We start from the raw sequence: 15,300 nt of genomic DNA on the forward strand, positions 1-15,300 counted from the left end.
CCGCCGTCTGCTGCTCCAGCTGCCGGCGGATGAGGCGCAGCCGCTGTACGGGGTTGACGGCGTGCATCGAGATCTTCAGGGGCAGGTGTACGTAGTTCTGCTCCAGCAGCACCAGCGCCTGGTCGACGAGGAGCATCCGCTGGTCCAGGGTGAGGGTGCCCGCACCCGTGAGGAACGTTTCGAGCTGGGTGGCGGCGGCCAGGTGCTCACGCACCGGTTCGGCGGTGAGACTGAGGTACTCGGGGGCGGTTTCGGCAGTGGATCGACCCATGATGCCTCCGTGATCGGGGTACGGCTCCTACGGCTCACCCCCAGTCATCGGCCGGTCCGCCGCACTCCCCCAGGGCCCGGTACGCCGGTTCACCCGTACGGCCAGGCGTGACCCGCCCGCTCAGTGCGCCGGGAGCCGCTCCGACGCGCGGACCAGGGCCGCCAGGACGGGTGCGATCAGCGGGTGGGTCTCGCCGCCGCGGCGGGTCGCCGCGAAGACGCGGCGGGTCGCCGCCGGGCCCGTGACCGGGCGGACCTGGACCTCCTTGAGGTCCATGCCGCGCAGGGCCGAGCGCGGTACGAGGGCCACTCCGGCCCCCGCCCCCACCAGCGCCGTCACCGCGCGGAAGTCGTCCGAGGAGTGCACGAACCGCGGCTGGAATCCGGCCAGTTCGCAGGCGAGCAGCGTCACGTCGTGGCAGGGGTTGCCGGGGTACTGGCCCACCCAGTCCGAGTCGGAGAGCTCGGCCAGCGACACCGCGGGCAGGTCGGCCAGCGGATGCCCCGACGGCAGGACCGCGTCGAAGGGTTCCGCGTACAGCGGGAGGACGGAAAGCCGTGCGTCGTCGGCACCCGGACCGCCCCGGTACTCGACGGCCAGCGCGAGGTCCGCCTCGCCGTCCAGCAGCAGCGGCAGGCTCTGGTCGCCCTCGGCGTCCCGGACCCGCAGCCGGATGCCCGGCCGTTCCAGTGCGAGCCGGGCGATGGCCGGGGCCAGTACTTCCGCGATGCCCGTCGCGAAGGCGGCGACGGTGACCTCGCCCGCCGAACCTCCCGCGTACGCGGCGAGTTCGGCCTCCGCCCGCTCCAGCTGCGCGAGCACCTCGTGGGCGTGGCCGAGCAGGATCTCACCGGCCGCGGTGAGCCGTACGCCGCGCCCACTGCGGGTGAGCAGCGCGTGGCCCGTCTCCTGTTCCAGCGCCGCGAGCTGCTGGGAGACGGCCGAAGGGGTGAGGTACAGGGCTGCGGCCGCGGCGGTCACCGTACGGTGGTCCGCCACGGCCCGCAGGATGCGCAGCCGGCGGGGGTCGATCACCCCACCATTGTCTCAGGGTGCACAGACCCCTCAGACCTCTCGTTCCCTCAGGCCCCGGCGGTCCCGAGGGCGGCGCGGGCGTCGATGAAGGCGTCCACCGCCCGCTCCACGTCGGCCGTCGAGTGGGCCGCGGAGAGCTGGACGCGGATGCGCGCCGCGCCCATCGGCACCACCGGGTAGGAGAAGCCGATCACGTAGACGCCGCGTTCCAGGAGCAGCTCCGCCATCCTCGCCGCCTCTGCCGCGTCGCCGATCATGACGGGGGCGATGGCGTGGTCGCCGGGCAGGACCTCGAAGCCGGCCTCGGTCATCTTCGTGCGGAAGAGCGCGGTGTTCGCGGCGAGGTGTTCGCGCAGGTCACCGGCGGACTCCAGCAGGTCCAGGACCTTGAGGGAGGCTGCCGCGATGACCGGGGCGAGGGAGTTGGAGAAGAGGTACGGGCGCGAGCGCTGGCGCAGCAGCTCCACGATCTCGGCGCGAGCCGCGACATAGCCGCCGGAGGCGCCGCCGAGGGCCTTGCCGAGGGTGCCGGTGATGATGTCGACGCGGTCCATGACGCCGTGCAGCTCGGGGGTGCCGCGGCCGCCGGGGCCGACGAAGCCGACGGCGTGCGAGTCGTCGACCATGACCATGGCGTCGTAGCGGTCGGCCAGGTCGCAGATCTCCGCGAGCGGGGCGACGTAGCCGTCCATGGAGAAGACGCCGTCGGTGACGATCAGCTTGCGGCGGGCGCCGCCCTCGGTGGCTTCCTTCAGGCGGGCTTCGAGCTCGGCCAGGTCGCGGTTGGCGTAGCGGAAGCGGCGGGCCTTGGAGAGGCGGATGCCGTCGATGATCGAGGCGTGGTTGAGGGCGTCGGAGATGACCGCGTCCTCAGCGCCGAGGAGGGTCTCGAAAACTCCGCCGTTGGCGTCGAAGCAGGAGGAGTAGAGGATCGTGTCCTCCTGGCCGAGGAAGGCCGAGAGCCGCGCCTCCAGCTCCTTGTGCACCTCCTGGGTGCCGCAGATGAAGCGGACGGAGGCCATTCCGTAGCCCCAGCGGTCCAGCGCGTCCTTCGCGGCGGCGACGACCTCGGGGTGGTCGGCCAGCCCCAGGTAGTTGTTGGCGCAGAAGTTGAGCACCTCGCCGGCGGCGCCGCCCGAGGTGACGGCGACGGCCGCGTTCTGCGGGGTGCCGATCACCCGCTCGGGCTTGTGCAGGCCGGCGGCGCGGATCTCGTCGAGAGTGGAGCGCAGGTCCTCGCGGACGGACTCGAACATGGTGCGGTTCTCCTTGTGCGGCGGAGGGCGACGAGAGCGGGGCCGGGCCCCGCGGAGGGGGAGGGTGTGCGGGGCCCGGCCCGAGGGAGATGGGATGGTTCGGTGGGTGGGGCGGCCGGTGGGCGGCCGGTCACGCCGTCCAGTCAAGGATGATCTTGCCGCTGCGCGCGGTCGACGCCTCGTCGAAGGCGGCCTGGAAGTCGCGGTGCGAGTAGCGGCCGGTGATGACCGGGCTGAGGTCGAGCCCGCCCTCCAGCAGCACGGTCATCGCGTACCAGGTCTCGAACATCTCACGGCCGTAGATGCCCTTGATCGTGATCATCGAGGTGACCACCTTCGCCCAGTCCACCGGGAACTCCTGGGCGGGCAGGCCCAGCATGGCGATCCGGCCGCCGTGCGTCATGTTGTCGATCATGTCGCGCATGGCCTCGGCGCGGCCGGACATCTCCAGGCCGATGTCGAAGCCCTCGCGCAGCCCGAGCCTGGTCTGCGCCTCGGCGATCGAGGACTCGGCGACGTTGACCGCGAGGGTGGCGCCCGCCTTGCGGGCGATCTCCAGGCGTTCGGGGCTGACGTCGGTGATGACCACGTTGCGCGCGCCGGCGTGCCTGGCCACGGCCGCCGCCATGATCCCGATCGGTCCGGCGCCGGTGATCAGTACGTCCTCGCCGACCAGCGGGAAGGACAGCGCCGTGTGCACGGCGTTGCCGAAGGGGTCGAAGATCGCGGCGACGTCCAGGTCCACGGCGGTGCGGTGCACCCACACGTTCTGGGCCGGCAGCACCACGTACTCGGCGAAGGCGCCGTCGCGGCCGACCCCGAGGCCGATCGTGCTGCGGCACAGGTGGCGGCGGCCGGCCAGGCAGTTGCGGCACCTGCCGCACACCAGGTGGCCCTCGCCGCTGACCAGCGCGCCGATCTCGATGTCCCGGACGTCCGCGCCGAGCGCGGCGACCTCACCGACGAACTCGTGGCCGAGGACGAGGGGGGTCTTGACCGCGCCCTGGGCCCAGCCGTCCCAGGCGCGGATGTGGAGGTCGGTTCCGCAGATGCCGGTGCGCAGCACCTTGATCAGCACGTCGCCGGGGCCGTACTCGGGCTCGGGGACGTCCATGAGCCACAGGCCGGGTTCTGCCTTGTGCTTGACGAGTGCCTTCATGGGGTGGCTCCAGGCATGCGGAAGGGTACGCCGCGGGCGATCGGCCCGGACGGCGGCGGTGACGTGCACCAATCTGCCGATCGGCGCGGTGATCAGTCCATCGAGACTTTCTTAAGCGGGTCGACAGCACAGCTTCACGCCTATGCTCCTCCCGTGACGGGGAAGGGGCTCGCGCCGGGAACGGCGCGGGGAAAAGGGGAGGTGAGGGGCGTGCCGAGTCTGCGCAGCAGGGCGCTGTCGGCGGCGCTGACCGCGGCGGGACGGCGAAGACGGTACGCGAGCGCGGAGGCCGTCCGGAGCAGGGTGGCGGAGTCCGCCCGCCGGCCCGCCTCCCATCTGCCGCCGCGTCGGCTGGGGCGGGTCGCCGACATCTCGCGGACCTTCGTCGGCGCCTGGCCGGTGTACGACGTTTCCCCGCTCGGGGCGGAGCCCGCGGCCCATGTGCTCTACGTGCACGGCGGCGGCTACATCGACGAGCTGGTCCGCCCGCACTGGGCGCTGATCCGGACCCTGGTCACGCAGGCGCGGGCGCGGGTCGTCGTACCGGCGTACATCCTCGCTCCGCGCGGTACCGCCGACCGCACCGTCCCGGTCGCCGCCGACCTGCTGAGCGGGCTGATCGCGAGCGGCGGCTCCGGCGGGACGGTGCTGATCGGGGACTCGGCCGGGGCCGGGCTGGCGCTGGCGGCCGCGCAGCGGCTGCGCGACCGGACCGGGGACCAGCCGTCCCGGATCGTGCTGATCTCGCCCTGGCTGGACGTGACCATGAGCCATCCGGACCAGGCGGCCATCGAGGCGGCCGATCCGCTGCTGGCCCGCCCGGGGCTGCTGGAGGCCGGCCGGTTGTACGCCGGGACCCTGACCGCGGAAGATCCCCGGGTGAGCCCGCTGCACGGGGGCTTCGCCGGGCTGGCGCCGATGACGGTGTTCACCGGGACCCGGGACGTGCTGACCACGGACAGCCGGGAGCTGCTGCGCCGGGCCCGCGCGGAGGGGGCCGAGGTGGAGTTCCACGAGGCGGCCGGGCTGCCGCACGGGTACCCGCTGCTGCCCGTCCCGGAGGGGCGCGCGGCGCGCGAGCGGATCGTCGGGCTGATCAGGTCGACGGCGGAGCTCTGAGGGCACGGCGGTGGCGGCGGATCGGTGACGGCCGTGACTGGCAGCCCCTACGCCGTACAGGTCATCAGTGAGCTGATCGGCCATGCGCGGTAGGCCGTCCAGTACGACTCGTCGCGTTCGGCATCGGCGGGCGGGGTCCGGTTCGGCTGCCAGCCGACGGTGACGAAACCCGCCTCGACGGCGGCCTCGGCCAGGTCGGCGTGCGCCCACTCGCGGAATTCGAAGGGCACCGGCGGCTCGGTCAGGAAATGTGCCTTGAGCAGCGGCGCGTCGCCGTCCGGGACCCGGTCGAGGATGCGCACACCGTACGGCGACCAGTCCACGCGCGGGAACGCCCCCGCGTTGGGGACGATGGCCAGCAGCCGCCCGCCCGCGCGCAGGTTGGCGCGGACGGACCGGAACATCGCGTGCAGGGATCTGCGGTCGGGCGCGTAGCTGAAGACGTACGCGGCGGTCGCGAGGTCGAAGGGGCCGAGATGGGGCAGGCCGGCGGCGTCGGCGACGTGGTACTCGACGTCCGGCCGGTTCTTGGTCGCCTCGTGCTCACGGGCCCGCCGGATCATCTCCTCCGAGACGTCGACGCCGACGGTCCGCCGGGCCCCGCCGCGGGCCAGCAGCCGGGTGTTGTATCCGTATCCGCAGGCCAGGTCGAGGGCGTCGAGCCCGCGCACCCCGCCGAGGGCGTCGAGGGCTCCGTGCAGGGTGTAGGTGTCGGCCGCGGAGAAGGCCGCCGTGCTCGTGGACTCCGCGTAGCGCTCGCCGATGGTGTCGTACTGGAACCGCATGCTCTGCCTTCCGGGGGCCTGCCGGGGGTGGGACGCCTGGGTATCGTGCCCCGCGGTGTCGTCCCAGGGGTGGCCCGCACACCCGTGCGTCCCCCGGACGAGGGAAGCGGTCGGCCTATCGCCGGGGCACGCCCGCGACCGGCCGGGATGCAGGGGCCGCCGCCGAGGGCGCATCCTGGCTGTGTGATGGCCAGAGCGGACGGCGTCGGCGCCGCGCCTGATACCACCGGTGCCCCCGATGCGACGGCCCAGGTGCTCGTGCGGGCCGTCATGCGTGCGCTGGATGCCGTCGGTGGGTACGCGGGCGGGATCTACCTGCGTTCGCCCACCACCGGCCTGCTGCTGCTGGCCGTGTTCACGGGGCTGCCGCTGCAGCTGTTCCGGCCCTGGTGGCGGATGCAGGTGAACCGCCCGTACCCGGTCGCCGAGGCCTACCGCTCAGGGCAGGCCGTGCTCCTGCCCGACGCGGAGTCGGCGATGAGCCGCTTCCCGCAGCTGATGGCCGGGCTGCCGTTCCCCTTCGCCTCGCTGTACGAGCCGGTGACCGAAGGGACGGAGCGGTTCGGTGTGCTGGTGGTGCTGCGCGAGGCGACCCCGGGGATCCCGGTCGGGACCGAGGACCGCGAACGGCTGCGACGGGCCGCGGAGCAGCTGGCCGCCGACCTCGCCGCCCTCGCGGCGGCCGGGGGGCGGGTGCTGTGGGAAGGCGACCCGATGGGCGTGCCGGCGCCACCGCCCGAGGCCGGGCCCGAGGGTGCCCGCAGGGCCGCGGACCGGCTCACGCAAGCGGTGCTCTCCCTGGACCGGGAAGGCCGGATCGGCTACGTGAACACCGCGGCGGAGAAGCTGCTCGGACTCGACGGGCCGCATCTGCGGGGGCGGCTGCTGTGGGAGGCGCTGCCGTGGCTCGGGCACCCCGCCTACGAGGACCACTTCCGGGCCGGCTTCATGTCCGGCGAGCGGGTGCACTTTCCCGCGCGGCGCGGCCGGCACGCGCCCGGGCAGTGGCTGTCGGTGGACCTGTATCCCGCGGCCGACGGCGTGACCCTGACGCTGGGTATCTCCGCGAGACCGGCCTACGCGCCGGAGTCACGGGCCCGGCAGGCCCCGGACGCCGACGCCGACGCCGACGTGGGCGGGAACGCCGACGGGTACGCGGACCTGGGCGTATCCGCCGAAGACGCCTCGGCCCTGTACCGGCCGGTGGCCCTCGCCATCGCGCTGACGGAGGCGGTCACGGCCCGGCAGGTGTCGGCGGTGGTCACCGAGGAGCTGCTGCCGGCCTTCGGCGGCCGCCAGCTGGCGATCTACCTGCTGGACGAGCGGCATCTGTACCTGGCCTGGGAGACCGGTTTCCCGCAGGGCTTCCTCAACCGGTTCGACGGGGTTTCCCTCGATGTCCGGCTGCCGGGCGTGGAGACGCTGACCACGGGCCGGCCGATGTTCTTCGAGTCGATGCAGCACCTGGCCGCCGCGTATCCGGGCATTCCGCTGGACGCCGATGTCGGCGCCCGCGCCTTCCTGCCGCTGATCGCCTCGGGCCGTCCCGTCGGCTCGTGCATCCTCGGCTTCGACTCCCCCCGCGGCTTCAGCCCGGAGGAGCGTACGGTGCTGACGGCGCTGGCCGGTCTGATCGCGCAGGCGCTCGCGCGGGCCCGGCGCTACGACAGCGAGGTGGCGCTCGCCCGCGGTCTGCAATCGGCCCTGCTGCCGCACCGGCTGCCGGTGCGCGAGCACGTGGACACCGTCGGCCGCTACCTGCCCGGCACCCTGGGCATGGACGTCGGCGGCGACTGGTACGACGTCGTCGAGACGGGCGCCGGCCTGCTGGCCCTGGTCATCGGGGACGTCCAGGGCCATGGCGTGGCGGCCGCGGCGACCATGGGCCAGCTGCGCAGCGCGGTACGGGCCTTCGCGCTCAGCGGGAGCACCCCGGAGCGGGTGGTGAGCGGCACCAACCAGCTGCTCATCGACCTGGATCCGGGCCAGTTCGCGAGCTGCTGCTACATGTTGCTCGACCCGGCGTCGGGCGCCGTCAAGGCGGCCCGGGCCGGGCACCCCCAGCCGCTGCTGCGCCACCCGGACGGCCGGACCGAGGTGTTGGACCTGGCGGGCGGGGTGGTGCTCGGCATCGATCCGGAGGCCTCGTACCCGGTCACGGAGCTGCGGCTGACGACGGGCTCGGTCCTCGCCCTGTACACGGACGGGCTGGTGGAGAAGCCGGGGCTCGACATCGACGTCGGGGTGGAGCGGCTGCGGACGGCCCTGGAGGCGGCTCGGCCGTCCCCGCTGACCGAGACCGCCGACCGGCTGATCAGTGAGGCGGGCAGCAGCGCCGACCGGCCGGACGACATCGCCCTGCTGCTGGCCTCCCGTACCGGCGGGGACGCGTAAGGCGTCGTGCGGTTCAGTCCGGGCTCGCCAGGGTGAGCGCGGTGTTCACCAGGCCGACGTGACTGAACGCCTGGGGAAAATTGCCGAGTTGGCGTCCGGCGAGCGGGTCGTACTCCTCCGCGAGCAGGCCGACGTCGTTGCGTACGGCCAGCAGCCGCTCGAACAGAGCGCGGGCCTCCTCCCGCCGGCCCGTCATGTGCAGGGCGTCGGTGAGCCAGAACGAGCAGGCCAGAAAGGCTCCTTCGTCACCCGGCAGTCCGTCGACCGTGGTGTCCGCGGTGCTGTAGCGGCGGACCAGTCCGCTGCTGCCGAGCTCGGCGCGCACCGCGTCGACCGTGCCGATGACCCGTGGGTCGTCGGGCGGCAGGAATCCGACCCTGGGGATGAGCAGGGTCGCCGCGTCGAGCTCCGCGGAGCCGTAGTACTGGGTGAAGGTGCCGCGCACGGGGTCGTAGCCCCTCTCGCACACGTCGCGGTGCACCTCGTCGCGCATGGCCCGCCAGCGTTCCACGTCTCCGTCCAGGGAGGGGTCGCTCTCCAGGGTGCGTACGGCCCGGTCGGCCGCGACCCACGCCATCACCTTGGAGTGCACGAAGTGGCGGCGGGGGCCGCGTACCTCCCACAGGCCCTCGTCGGGCCGGTGCCAGTTGCGTTCGAGGAAGTCCAGCAGCGCGAGCTGGATCCGCCAGGCGTGACGTTCGGCGGGCAGCCCGGCCGACCGGGCGAGGTAGAGGGAGTCGATGACCTCCCCGTACACGTCCAGCTGAAGCTGGTCGACGGCGGCGTTCCCGACTCGGACCGGGGCGGAGGAGGCGTAACCGCGCAGCCAGGGCAGTTCGCTCTCGGGGATCCGCCGCTCGCCCCCGATGCCGTACATGATCTGGAGGTCGGCGGGGTCGCCCGCGACCGCGCGCAGCAGCCATTCGCGCCAGGCACGGGCCTCGTCGAGGAAGCCGGTGGACAGGAGCGAGCCGAGGGTGAGGGTGGAGTCCCGGAGCCAGCAGTAGCGGTAGTCCCAGTTGCGGACGCCGCCGAGCTCCTCGGGGAGGGATGTGGTGGCCGCGGCGGCGATACCGCCGGTCGGGGCGTAGGTGAGGGCCTTGAGGGTGATCAGGGAGCGGGTGACCGCCTCCTGGTACGGGCCCTCGTAGCGGCATTGCGAGGTCCATTCCCGCCAGTCGGCGAGGCTCTGGTCCAGTGCGTCGAAGGGGTCGCAGGGCTCGGGGCGCGGCCGGTGCGAGGGGTGCCAGGTGAGGACGAAGGCGACGCGGCGGCCCGCGGTGACCGGAAACTGGGAGCAGGTGCTGTTCGCCTCCCCCCAGGTGCGGACCGGCGGGTCGCTGCGGAACCAGGCGGAGTCGGGTCCGGCGACGGCGATCCGGTCGCCGTCGCTGCGGCGTACCCAGGGCACGACGTGGCCGTAGTCGAAGCGCAGGCGCAGGGTGCTGCGCATCCGGACCGTGCCGCTGATGCCCTCGACGATGCGGATGACGTCGGGGGCGACCTCGCGCTGGGGCATGAAGTCCGTGACCTTGACGGTCCCGGTTTCGGTCTCCCAGTACGATTCCAGGATCAGTGAGCCGTCGATGTAGGCGCGGCGGGCGCAGGGTTCACCGGTGGCGGCGTCGAGGGGCGCGATGCGCCAGTGGCCGTTCTCCTCCTCGCCGAGGAGCTTGGCGAAGCAGGCCGCCGAGTCGAAGCGCGGCAGGCACAGCCAGTCGATGGACCCGTCGCGGCCGACGAGTGCGCTGGTCATCAGGTCGCCGATGAGTGCGTAGTCTTCGATGGGCTGTGTCATTTGTGCGCTATTCCCCTGAATGTCCGGGGCCAATCAGCTCAGGCCCCGGACACCGCTCATGGGATCGGGATCAGCGGTCAGTCATGAGTGGTCAGTGGTCAGTGGTCAGGAGATCGTGACGAACTGGCCGATGCTCGGTACGCCCTGGGCGTCGAGGGCGAAGAGCATGTAGGTCCCCGGCAGGACCACACCGGTGTCGGCGGGTACGGACACGTGGTAGGTGCCGCCTCCCGCCGCGGTGGATACCACGGGGACCCGGCGCTGGTCGTTGTCGGTGGAATGGGTCGCGGCGGCGGCCCGCATCAGGACGAACGATGCCACCGGGCCCTGGGTGCTCACCGTGAGCGAGGCGCCGGGAGCCGCCCTGGGGGGCACGCCCGCGGTGATGGCGGGACGCGGCTTCGGGGTTCCGTCCGCGTTGAGCAGGTACGGCGGCGTGAAGATCGCCCCGTCGGCGTGGTTGGTCGCGCAGTCGCCGCACAGACCGCCGCCGCCGGAGAAGATCCGTCCGTCGGGCAGCAGGTTGGCCACGCTGTGGTAGTTGCGCGGAACGCCCATGGTGGCGAGGGGGGTGAAGGTGCCGGTCGCCGGGTCCCACAGTTCGGGGGTCATGACGGAGGTGGCGTCACTGAACGGCACTGGATAGGCCTGACCGCCGAAGACGGCCACCTTGCCGTCGGGCAGGACCACGCTGTTGCTGAAGGCGCGGGCATGCTCCATGTCACCGGTGCGGGCGGCCTGGACCTGACTGCCCGAGATGCCCACGGTGTAGGCGCGCCGGGTGGCGGGGGTGTCCTGGTAGGCGGGCGAGCCGCCCAGGGTGAGCAGTTTGCCGATGTCGTAGGCGACGGCGTTGCCGGTCATGGCGTCCTGGCTGTCGGCCCGGGTGCCGGCGGAAGTGATGCCGCCCTGCCCGCCGGTGGATATCCAGTTCATCTGCTTGCTCGGGCCCAGCTGCAGCACCTTGCCGCCCGAAGTGGCGTGCAGCCACATGTGGTTGTCGGCGCGGTAGGGTCCGGCCGGGTCGGCCGTCAGCGCCGTGGCGGCGGGCACTCCGGGGAGGCTGCGCCAGGTCCGGGTGCCCGGGGACCAGACCTCACCGGCCTTGTCGGTTCCCGTGGATCCGCTCCAGGATCCGCCCATGACGAAGGCCTCGCCGGTGGAGAGCAGGGTCATGGACTGGTAGCCCCGGGCGATGTTCATGCTCGTGGTGGCGGACCAGCTGTCGGTGGCCGGGTCGTAGATGCTCGCCTTCTCCGCGTTGCTGCCGCCGGTGACCAGTACCCGGCCGTCGGCGAGCATGGCGATGCCGGGGCAGAACATGTCGTGTCCGGTGTTGTCGATGCGCCGCTGAGTGACCTTGCCCGTCTTCAGGTCCAGGATCGCGGTCTGCGTGTAGCCGTTGTTGCCGCCGAACCGGTCGACGGCGTACGCGGACCAGGCCAGCAGCTTGTCGCCGGGCAGGGCGGCGGTGGCCACCGGCACCAGCGGGAAGCCGGTGATCCGGCCCCAGGAGCCGTGGACGGCCGGGCTGGACGGTCCGCTCAGGCGGATCTCCCCCGCGGAGGTCCACGGTCCGCGGCCGCCGGCCTCGCTGGTCGCGGTCAGCCGGATGAAGCGGGCCGACGCGGTGCGGGTGAAGGTGGCGGTCTTGACGGTGTCGTCGTCGCGCCAAGTGCCCGTGGCCACCGGTGTGCCGAAGGTGACGCCGTCGGTGCTGGTGGCGACGGAGTACGCGCCCACGCGCCCGTTGGGCCCCGTGGAGCGGGGATGGTAGACGAGGGCGGAGACGACGGCCGTGCGGTGCATGTCGATGGTGATGCTGTGCGGCAGCGGGGTCGGGGTGGGCACGTACTTGCTGTGCCAGAGGGTGTCGTCCTTGCCGTCCAGGACGTTGGCCGCGCGGCCGTTCTCGCCGACCGTCTCCTCGTCGCTCGCCGTGGCCGTCCATCCGGCGCGGGACAGGTCGATGGTGGCCGCGGGGGTGCCGGGGTCGCCCAGCAGGTCGATCTCGGCGGCGGAGGACCAGGGTCCGCGGCCGCCCGCCTCGCTCAGCGCGGTCAGCCGGACGAACCGGGCGCCCTGCGGGGCGAATCCGAGGGTCTTGGGGCTGACGTCGTCCGCGAGCGTGCCGGTGGCGACCGGGGTCGCCCAGCTCAGTCCGTCGGTGCTCAGGCTGATGCCGTACTCACCGACCCGCCCGTTGGGCCCGTCGGTGCGGGGGCGGTAGACGAGGGCGGAGACGACCGCGGTGCGGTGCATGTCGACGGTGATGCTGTGCGGCAGCGGGGTCGGGGTGGGCACGTACTTGCTGTGCCAGAGGGTGGCGGCGTTCCCGTCGAGGACGTTGGCCGCGCGGCCGTTCTCGCCGACCGTCTCCTCGTCGCTCGCCGTGGCCGTCCATCCGGCCCGGTCGAGGATCGGAGCCGTCGGCTCCATCGCGTTCGCGGGGACGATGCCGTGGTGCGGCGACTGTTTCGCCGTCTGCTGGTCGAAGGGCACGGGCGCGGGACGTGGTGCCGGGGCGCGGCCGGCCGCTGCCGTGCTCGTGACCATGAACAACGGGGTCAGACCGATCAGCAGCGAGCCGAGGCCGAGAGCGATGAGCAGGTGGGACCGGCGTATCGCGCGGAAAAGGGCGAGGAAGCGCCTGGACTGCAATCTGACCTCCTGGGGCGAACTGATGTGCCCCGTAGAACATAGGTGAGCACAACAGCAAGTCACCTGAAGTCAAAGAGAGTTGGCGCAAATCCGCATGGCCGGTGGGAATACGTCGGCTTCCGTGCCGCCCTGCGATCAGCAGGAGGTCGTGTCCGCACAGTGGCGCCGGCCGCCCGGGGCAGACGGGACTCTGCGGAGACGACCTCAGTCGCGCACGAGGAGCAGTACGACGGCGAGGACCACGCCGAGGGCGACGGCGAGGGCACCGTAGGCGGGGCGGTGGCTGCGCAGGAAGGGCACGAAGCGGTCGACGGCGTACCGTCCGGGGCCGGTGAGGGCGAGGGCCGCGGCGCCGGCGGTCAGCAGCAGCTCGTACTCGACGCCCTTCGGGGCGAAGAAGGCGCCGGCGCCATGGACGGCGATGGCGTTGATCAGGGTGCCGACGATGGCGGCTCCGGCGAGCGGAGTGAGCAGCCCGAGGGCGAGGCCGAGCCCGCCGAGGGTCTCGGTGAGGCCGGCGAGGACCGCCATCGCGTCACCCCCCGGGTAGCCGGCAGCGGTGAAGAACCGACCGGTACCGCTGATGCCGCCACCCCCGAACCAACCGAAGAGCTTCTGCGAGCCGTGCGCCGCCATGGTCAGACCGAGAGCCAGGCGCAGGAGGAGCAGGCCGGTGTCGTGGCCCGCGGTGGAGCGGGCGGAGAGCGTGAGGCGTGCGGCCGGTGCTGCGGCCTGCGGCTTCGTCGCGGTGACGGAGGGGCTGGTCATCGGGGGGTCCTTCCGGTCGGGCGGCCCGGTGGGAGGCAGGGAAGTTGTTCAAATTCGAACCGCTAGCCCCGACCCTAACCACTGATTCAAATTGGAACAACCCGTGTAGGCTGGGTCCATGGCTGAACCGAGATGGCTGGACGAGCGAGAGATGCGCGCCTGGAGCGGTTTCCTCGCCGCATCGGCCCTGGTGAACCGCCGGCTGGACCAACAGCTCAAGGACGACGCCGGGCTCTCGCATCCCCAGTACGAGATCCTCGTACGACTCGCCGCCGCGCCCGGGCGCGAGCTGCGGATGACCGAGCTCGCCAACGGCCTGATCAACTCCAAGAGCGGGCTGACCTATCAGGTCACCCAGATGGAGAAGGCCGGTCTGGTCCGCCGCCGCAGCTGCCCCTCCGACGTGCGCGGCGTCTTCGCCGTCCTGACCGACGCCGGCAGCGCCAAGCTGGAGGAGGCCGCCCCCGGGCACGTGGCGGCGGTCCGGGAGATCCTCGTCGACGTCCTCACCCCCGGGCAGCTCGACGCGCTCGCCGACGGGCTGGGCGAGGTCGGCCGCCGGCTGCGCGGAGAAGGCGCCGGAACGGATCCGGCCGCCGCCGGGGTACCGCGGCCCGATATCGGGGTATAGGGCCGCCATGGACGGAAAGGTGTGGCTCGCCCTGGGGACGGTCGTCGCGGTGGGCCTCGCGATCGCCGCGGCCGTACTGCTCGTACGGGTCTTCGCGGCCCGGCGGCTGCTGGTCGACGCGGGGATCCCGCTGCGCGACAAGGCCCTGTTCTGGGGCGCGGTCGCCTACACCCTCTCGCCGGTGGACCTGATCCCGGACCCGGTGTACCTGGACGACGTCGGGATCCTGCTGCTGGCGCTGCGCTCGCTGCACGCGGCGGCCGGGGCCGCCCGCCCCACGAAGGATCCCGGCACCGCCGCCTGAGGCACTACTCCGGGCCCCGCGCCTTCAGCTGCCGTCGCACGTCGCGGATGTCGGCGCGAACGAGTCGGGCACGCCCGCACGGCCGTCCCGGCCCGGATCGAAGGTCAGCGGACGTCGCGGGGCCGGAACTGGATGCTGATGCGGGGCCCGACGGCCCGCGCCGACTTGGGTACGGCGTGCTCCATGGTCCGCTGGCAGGAGCCTCCCATGACGACCAGGTCGCCGTGTCCCAGGGGCAGCCGCAGCAGGGTGGCCCCGCCGCCGCGGGGCCGGAACGCGAGATCGCGCGGGTCGCCGACGGAGACGATGGCCACCATCGTGTCCTCGGTCGACGAACGGCCGGTCCGGTCCCCGTGCCAGGCCACGCTGTCGCGGCCGTCGCGGTACAGGCACAGGCCGGCGGTGGTGAAGGGCTCGCCGAGCTCGGCGGCGTAGTGGCGGGTCAGCGCCTCACGGGCGGCCGTGAGCGAGGTGTGGGGCAGGGGCTCGTCCGCGGCGTAGAAGGCGAGCAGCCGGGGCACCTCCACCTCCCGCTCGTACATCTGCCGGCGCTCGGCATGCCACGGCACGTCGGCGGCCAGCCGATCGAAGAGCGCGTCGGCGCCGCTCAGCCAGCCGGGCAGGTGGTCGACCCAGGCGCCGGCGCCGAGCTCGGTGCGCCGCATGCCGCCGAGAGGGCCGAGCCGGATCTCGTCGCCCTGGTCGAAGAGGGAACCCTGAAGGCCGTGGACTGCGTGCATGACCTCAGCCTAACCCGTGAACCGAACACACGCACGAATAAAACGGTGTGCCCCTTCCCGTCAGCCCGCGGGTGGCGGCCGGTGCGGGCCGGAACGGCGCGCCGGTCGGCACAGCAGGGTGACCACGACCGAGACCCCGGCGACGACGGCGATCGCGGTGCCCGGGGCGAGGTACTGGGCCAGCCCTCCGGCGATCAGGGCGCCGATGCCCTGCCAGGTCATCCGGCCGGCCGACTCGACGCCCTGGACCTGGCCGCGGATGGCGTCGGGGGTCTGTTCGAGGAGCCGCTCCTGGAGGGGCAGGGTGGCCGCGAACCCGACCCCCGCGAGGAACACCGCGCCGGCCGCGACCAGGACGGGCGGGTGGACGGCGAACAGC

Annotated in this window: 12 protein-coding genes and 2 pseudogenes; 4 read left to right on the forward strand and 10 right to left on the reverse strand. The window is 72.8% G+C overall.

Annotation, left to right across the window (positions count from 1 at the left end; translation table 11 throughout):
- The 4 genes and pseudogenes from ACWGIU_RS10310 to tdh all read right to left on the reverse strand — a co-directional run.
- Nucleotides 1-271, reverse strand: a pseudogene (locus tag ACWGIU_RS10310) (S41 family peptidase); the annotation flags it as partial.
- Between the two features lie 120 nt (nt 272-391).
- Nucleotides 392-1,306: a LysR substrate-binding domain-containing protein gene (locus tag ACWGIU_RS10315; protein ID WP_453704267.1), complete on the reverse strand. Its 915-nt coding sequence runs from the start codon at nt 1,304-1,306 to the stop codon at nt 392-394.
- 47 nt (nt 1,307-1,353) lie between these two features.
- Complete coding sequence (locus tag ACWGIU_RS10320; protein ID WP_453704269.1) at nt 1,354-2,562, reverse strand: glycine C-acetyltransferase; 1,209 nt, start codon at nt 2,560-2,562, stop codon at nt 1,354-1,356.
- 130 nt (nt 2,563-2,692) lie between these two features.
- On the reverse strand, nt 2,693-3,721 hold the full coding sequence (tdh, locus tag ACWGIU_RS10325) for an L-threonine 3-dehydrogenase (RefSeq protein ID WP_453704271.1): 1,029 nt from the start codon (nt 3,719-3,721) through the stop codon (nt 2,693-2,695).
- Between the two features lie 210 nt (nt 3,722-3,931).
- On the opposite strand from tdh, the gene ACWGIU_RS10330 reads away from it, so the two are divergent.
- A complete protein-coding gene (locus ACWGIU_RS10330; RefSeq protein ID WP_453704273.1) occupies nt 3,932-4,840 on the forward strand; it encodes an alpha/beta hydrolase fold domain-containing protein in 909 nt (302 codons plus the stop codon).
- Nucleotides 4,841-4,887: 47 nt separating this feature from the next.
- Here ACWGIU_RS10330 and ACWGIU_RS10335 read toward each other — a convergent pair whose 3' ends face one another.
- Nucleotides 4,888-5,625 (reverse strand): class I SAM-dependent methyltransferase, encoded by a 738-nt coding sequence (locus ACWGIU_RS10335; protein ID WP_453704275.1) that lies wholly within the window; start codon nt 5,623-5,625, stop codon nt 4,888-4,890.
- A 186-nt stretch (nt 5,626-5,811) separates the two neighbouring features.
- Between ACWGIU_RS10335 and ACWGIU_RS10340 the strand changes: the two genes are divergently transcribed.
- The gene (locus tag ACWGIU_RS10340) at nt 5,812-8,019 is read left to right on the forward strand and encodes a SpoIIE family protein phosphatase (RefSeq protein WP_453704289.1); all 2,208 of its coding nucleotides are present in this window, start codon (nt 5,812-5,814) and stop codon (nt 8,017-8,019) included.
- A 13-nt stretch (nt 8,020-8,032) separates the two neighbouring features.
- Here the strand turns inward: ACWGIU_RS10340 and ACWGIU_RS10345 are convergent, their stop codons facing one another.
- From ACWGIU_RS10345 to ACWGIU_RS10355, 3 genes are all read right to left on the reverse strand, one after another.
- Entirely contained in the window at nt 8,033-9,817 is a 1,785-nt protein-coding gene (locus ACWGIU_RS10345; protein ID WP_453704277.1) for a glycoside hydrolase family 15 protein, read from the reverse strand.
- A 105-nt stretch (nt 9,818-9,922) separates the two neighbouring features.
- Nucleotides 9,923-12,478: a discoidin domain-containing protein gene (locus tag ACWGIU_RS10350; RefSeq protein ID WP_453704279.1), complete on the reverse strand. Its 2,556-nt coding sequence runs from the start codon at nt 12,476-12,478 to the stop codon at nt 9,923-9,925.
- Between the two features lie 204 nt (nt 12,479-12,682).
- Nucleotides 12,683-13,246 (reverse strand): DoxX family membrane protein, encoded by a 564-nt coding sequence (locus tag ACWGIU_RS10355; protein ID WP_453704281.1) that lies wholly within the window; start codon nt 13,244-13,246, stop codon nt 12,683-12,685.
- A gap of 118 nt (nt 13,247-13,364) precedes the next feature.
- Between ACWGIU_RS10355 and ACWGIU_RS10360 the strand changes: the two genes are divergently transcribed.
- A complete protein-coding gene (locus ACWGIU_RS10360; protein ID WP_453704283.1) occupies nt 13,365-13,877 on the forward strand; it encodes a MarR family winged helix-turn-helix transcriptional regulator in 513 nt (170 codons plus the stop codon).
- 7 nt (nt 13,878-13,884) lie between these two features.
- The gene (locus tag ACWGIU_RS10365; RefSeq protein WP_453704285.1) at nt 13,885-14,181 is read left to right on the forward strand and encodes a YkvA family protein; all 297 of its coding nucleotides are present in this window, start codon (nt 13,885-13,887) and stop codon (nt 14,179-14,181) included.
- Nucleotides 14,182-14,285: 104 nt separating this feature from the next.
- Here ACWGIU_RS10365 and ACWGIU_RS10370 read toward each other — a convergent pair whose 3' ends face one another.
- Nucleotides 14,286-14,921, reverse strand: a complete 636-nt coding sequence (locus ACWGIU_RS10370) for an alpha-ketoglutarate-dependent dioxygenase AlkB (RefSeq protein WP_453704287.1) — start codon at nt 14,919-14,921, stop codon at nt 14,286-14,288.
- Between the two features lie 60 nt (nt 14,922-14,981).
- Nucleotides 14,982-15,300, reverse strand: a pseudogene (locus ACWGIU_RS10375) (hypothetical protein); the annotation flags it as partial.

It is taken from the genome of Streptomyces sp. NPDC054840 (assembly GCF_053611065.1).

What these genes read in the sequence shown, in the direction of transcription:
- ACWGIU_RS10360 (WP_453704283.1), top strand. Translation starts at nt 13,365, where the DNA reads ATGGCTGAACCGAGATGGCTGGACGAGCGAGAGATGCGCGCCTGGAGC.
- ACWGIU_RS10335 (WP_453704275.1), bottom strand. Translation starts at nt 5,625, where the DNA reads ATGCGGTTCCAGTACGACACCATCGGCGAGCGCTACGCGGAGTCCACG.
- tdh (WP_453704271.1), bottom strand. Translation starts at nt 3,721, where the DNA reads ATGAAGGCACTCGTCAAGCACAAGGCAGAACCCGGCCTGTGGCTCATG.
- ACWGIU_RS10320 (WP_453704269.1), bottom strand. Translation starts at nt 2,562, where the DNA reads ATGTTCGAGTCCGTCCGCGAGGACCTGCGCTCCACTCTCGACGAGATC.
- ACWGIU_RS10365 (WP_453704285.1), top strand. Translation starts at nt 13,885, where the DNA reads ATGGACGGAAAGGTGTGGCTCGCCCTGGGGACGGTCGTCGCGGTGGGC.
- ACWGIU_RS10340 (WP_453704289.1), top strand. Translation starts at nt 5,812, where the DNA reads ATGGCCAGAGCGGACGGCGTCGGCGCCGCGCCTGATACCACCGGTGCC.
- ACWGIU_RS10345 (WP_453704277.1), bottom strand. Translation starts at nt 9,817, where the DNA reads ATGACACAGCCCATCGAAGACTACGCACTCATCGGCGACCTGATGACC.
- ACWGIU_RS10370 (WP_453704287.1), bottom strand. Translation starts at nt 14,921, where the DNA reads ATGCACGCAGTCCACGGCCTTCAGGGTTCCCTCTTCGACCAGGGCGAC.
- ACWGIU_RS10355 (WP_453704281.1), bottom strand. Translation starts at nt 13,246, where the DNA reads ATGACCAGCCCCTCCGTCACCGCGACGAAGCCGCAGGCCGCAGCACCG.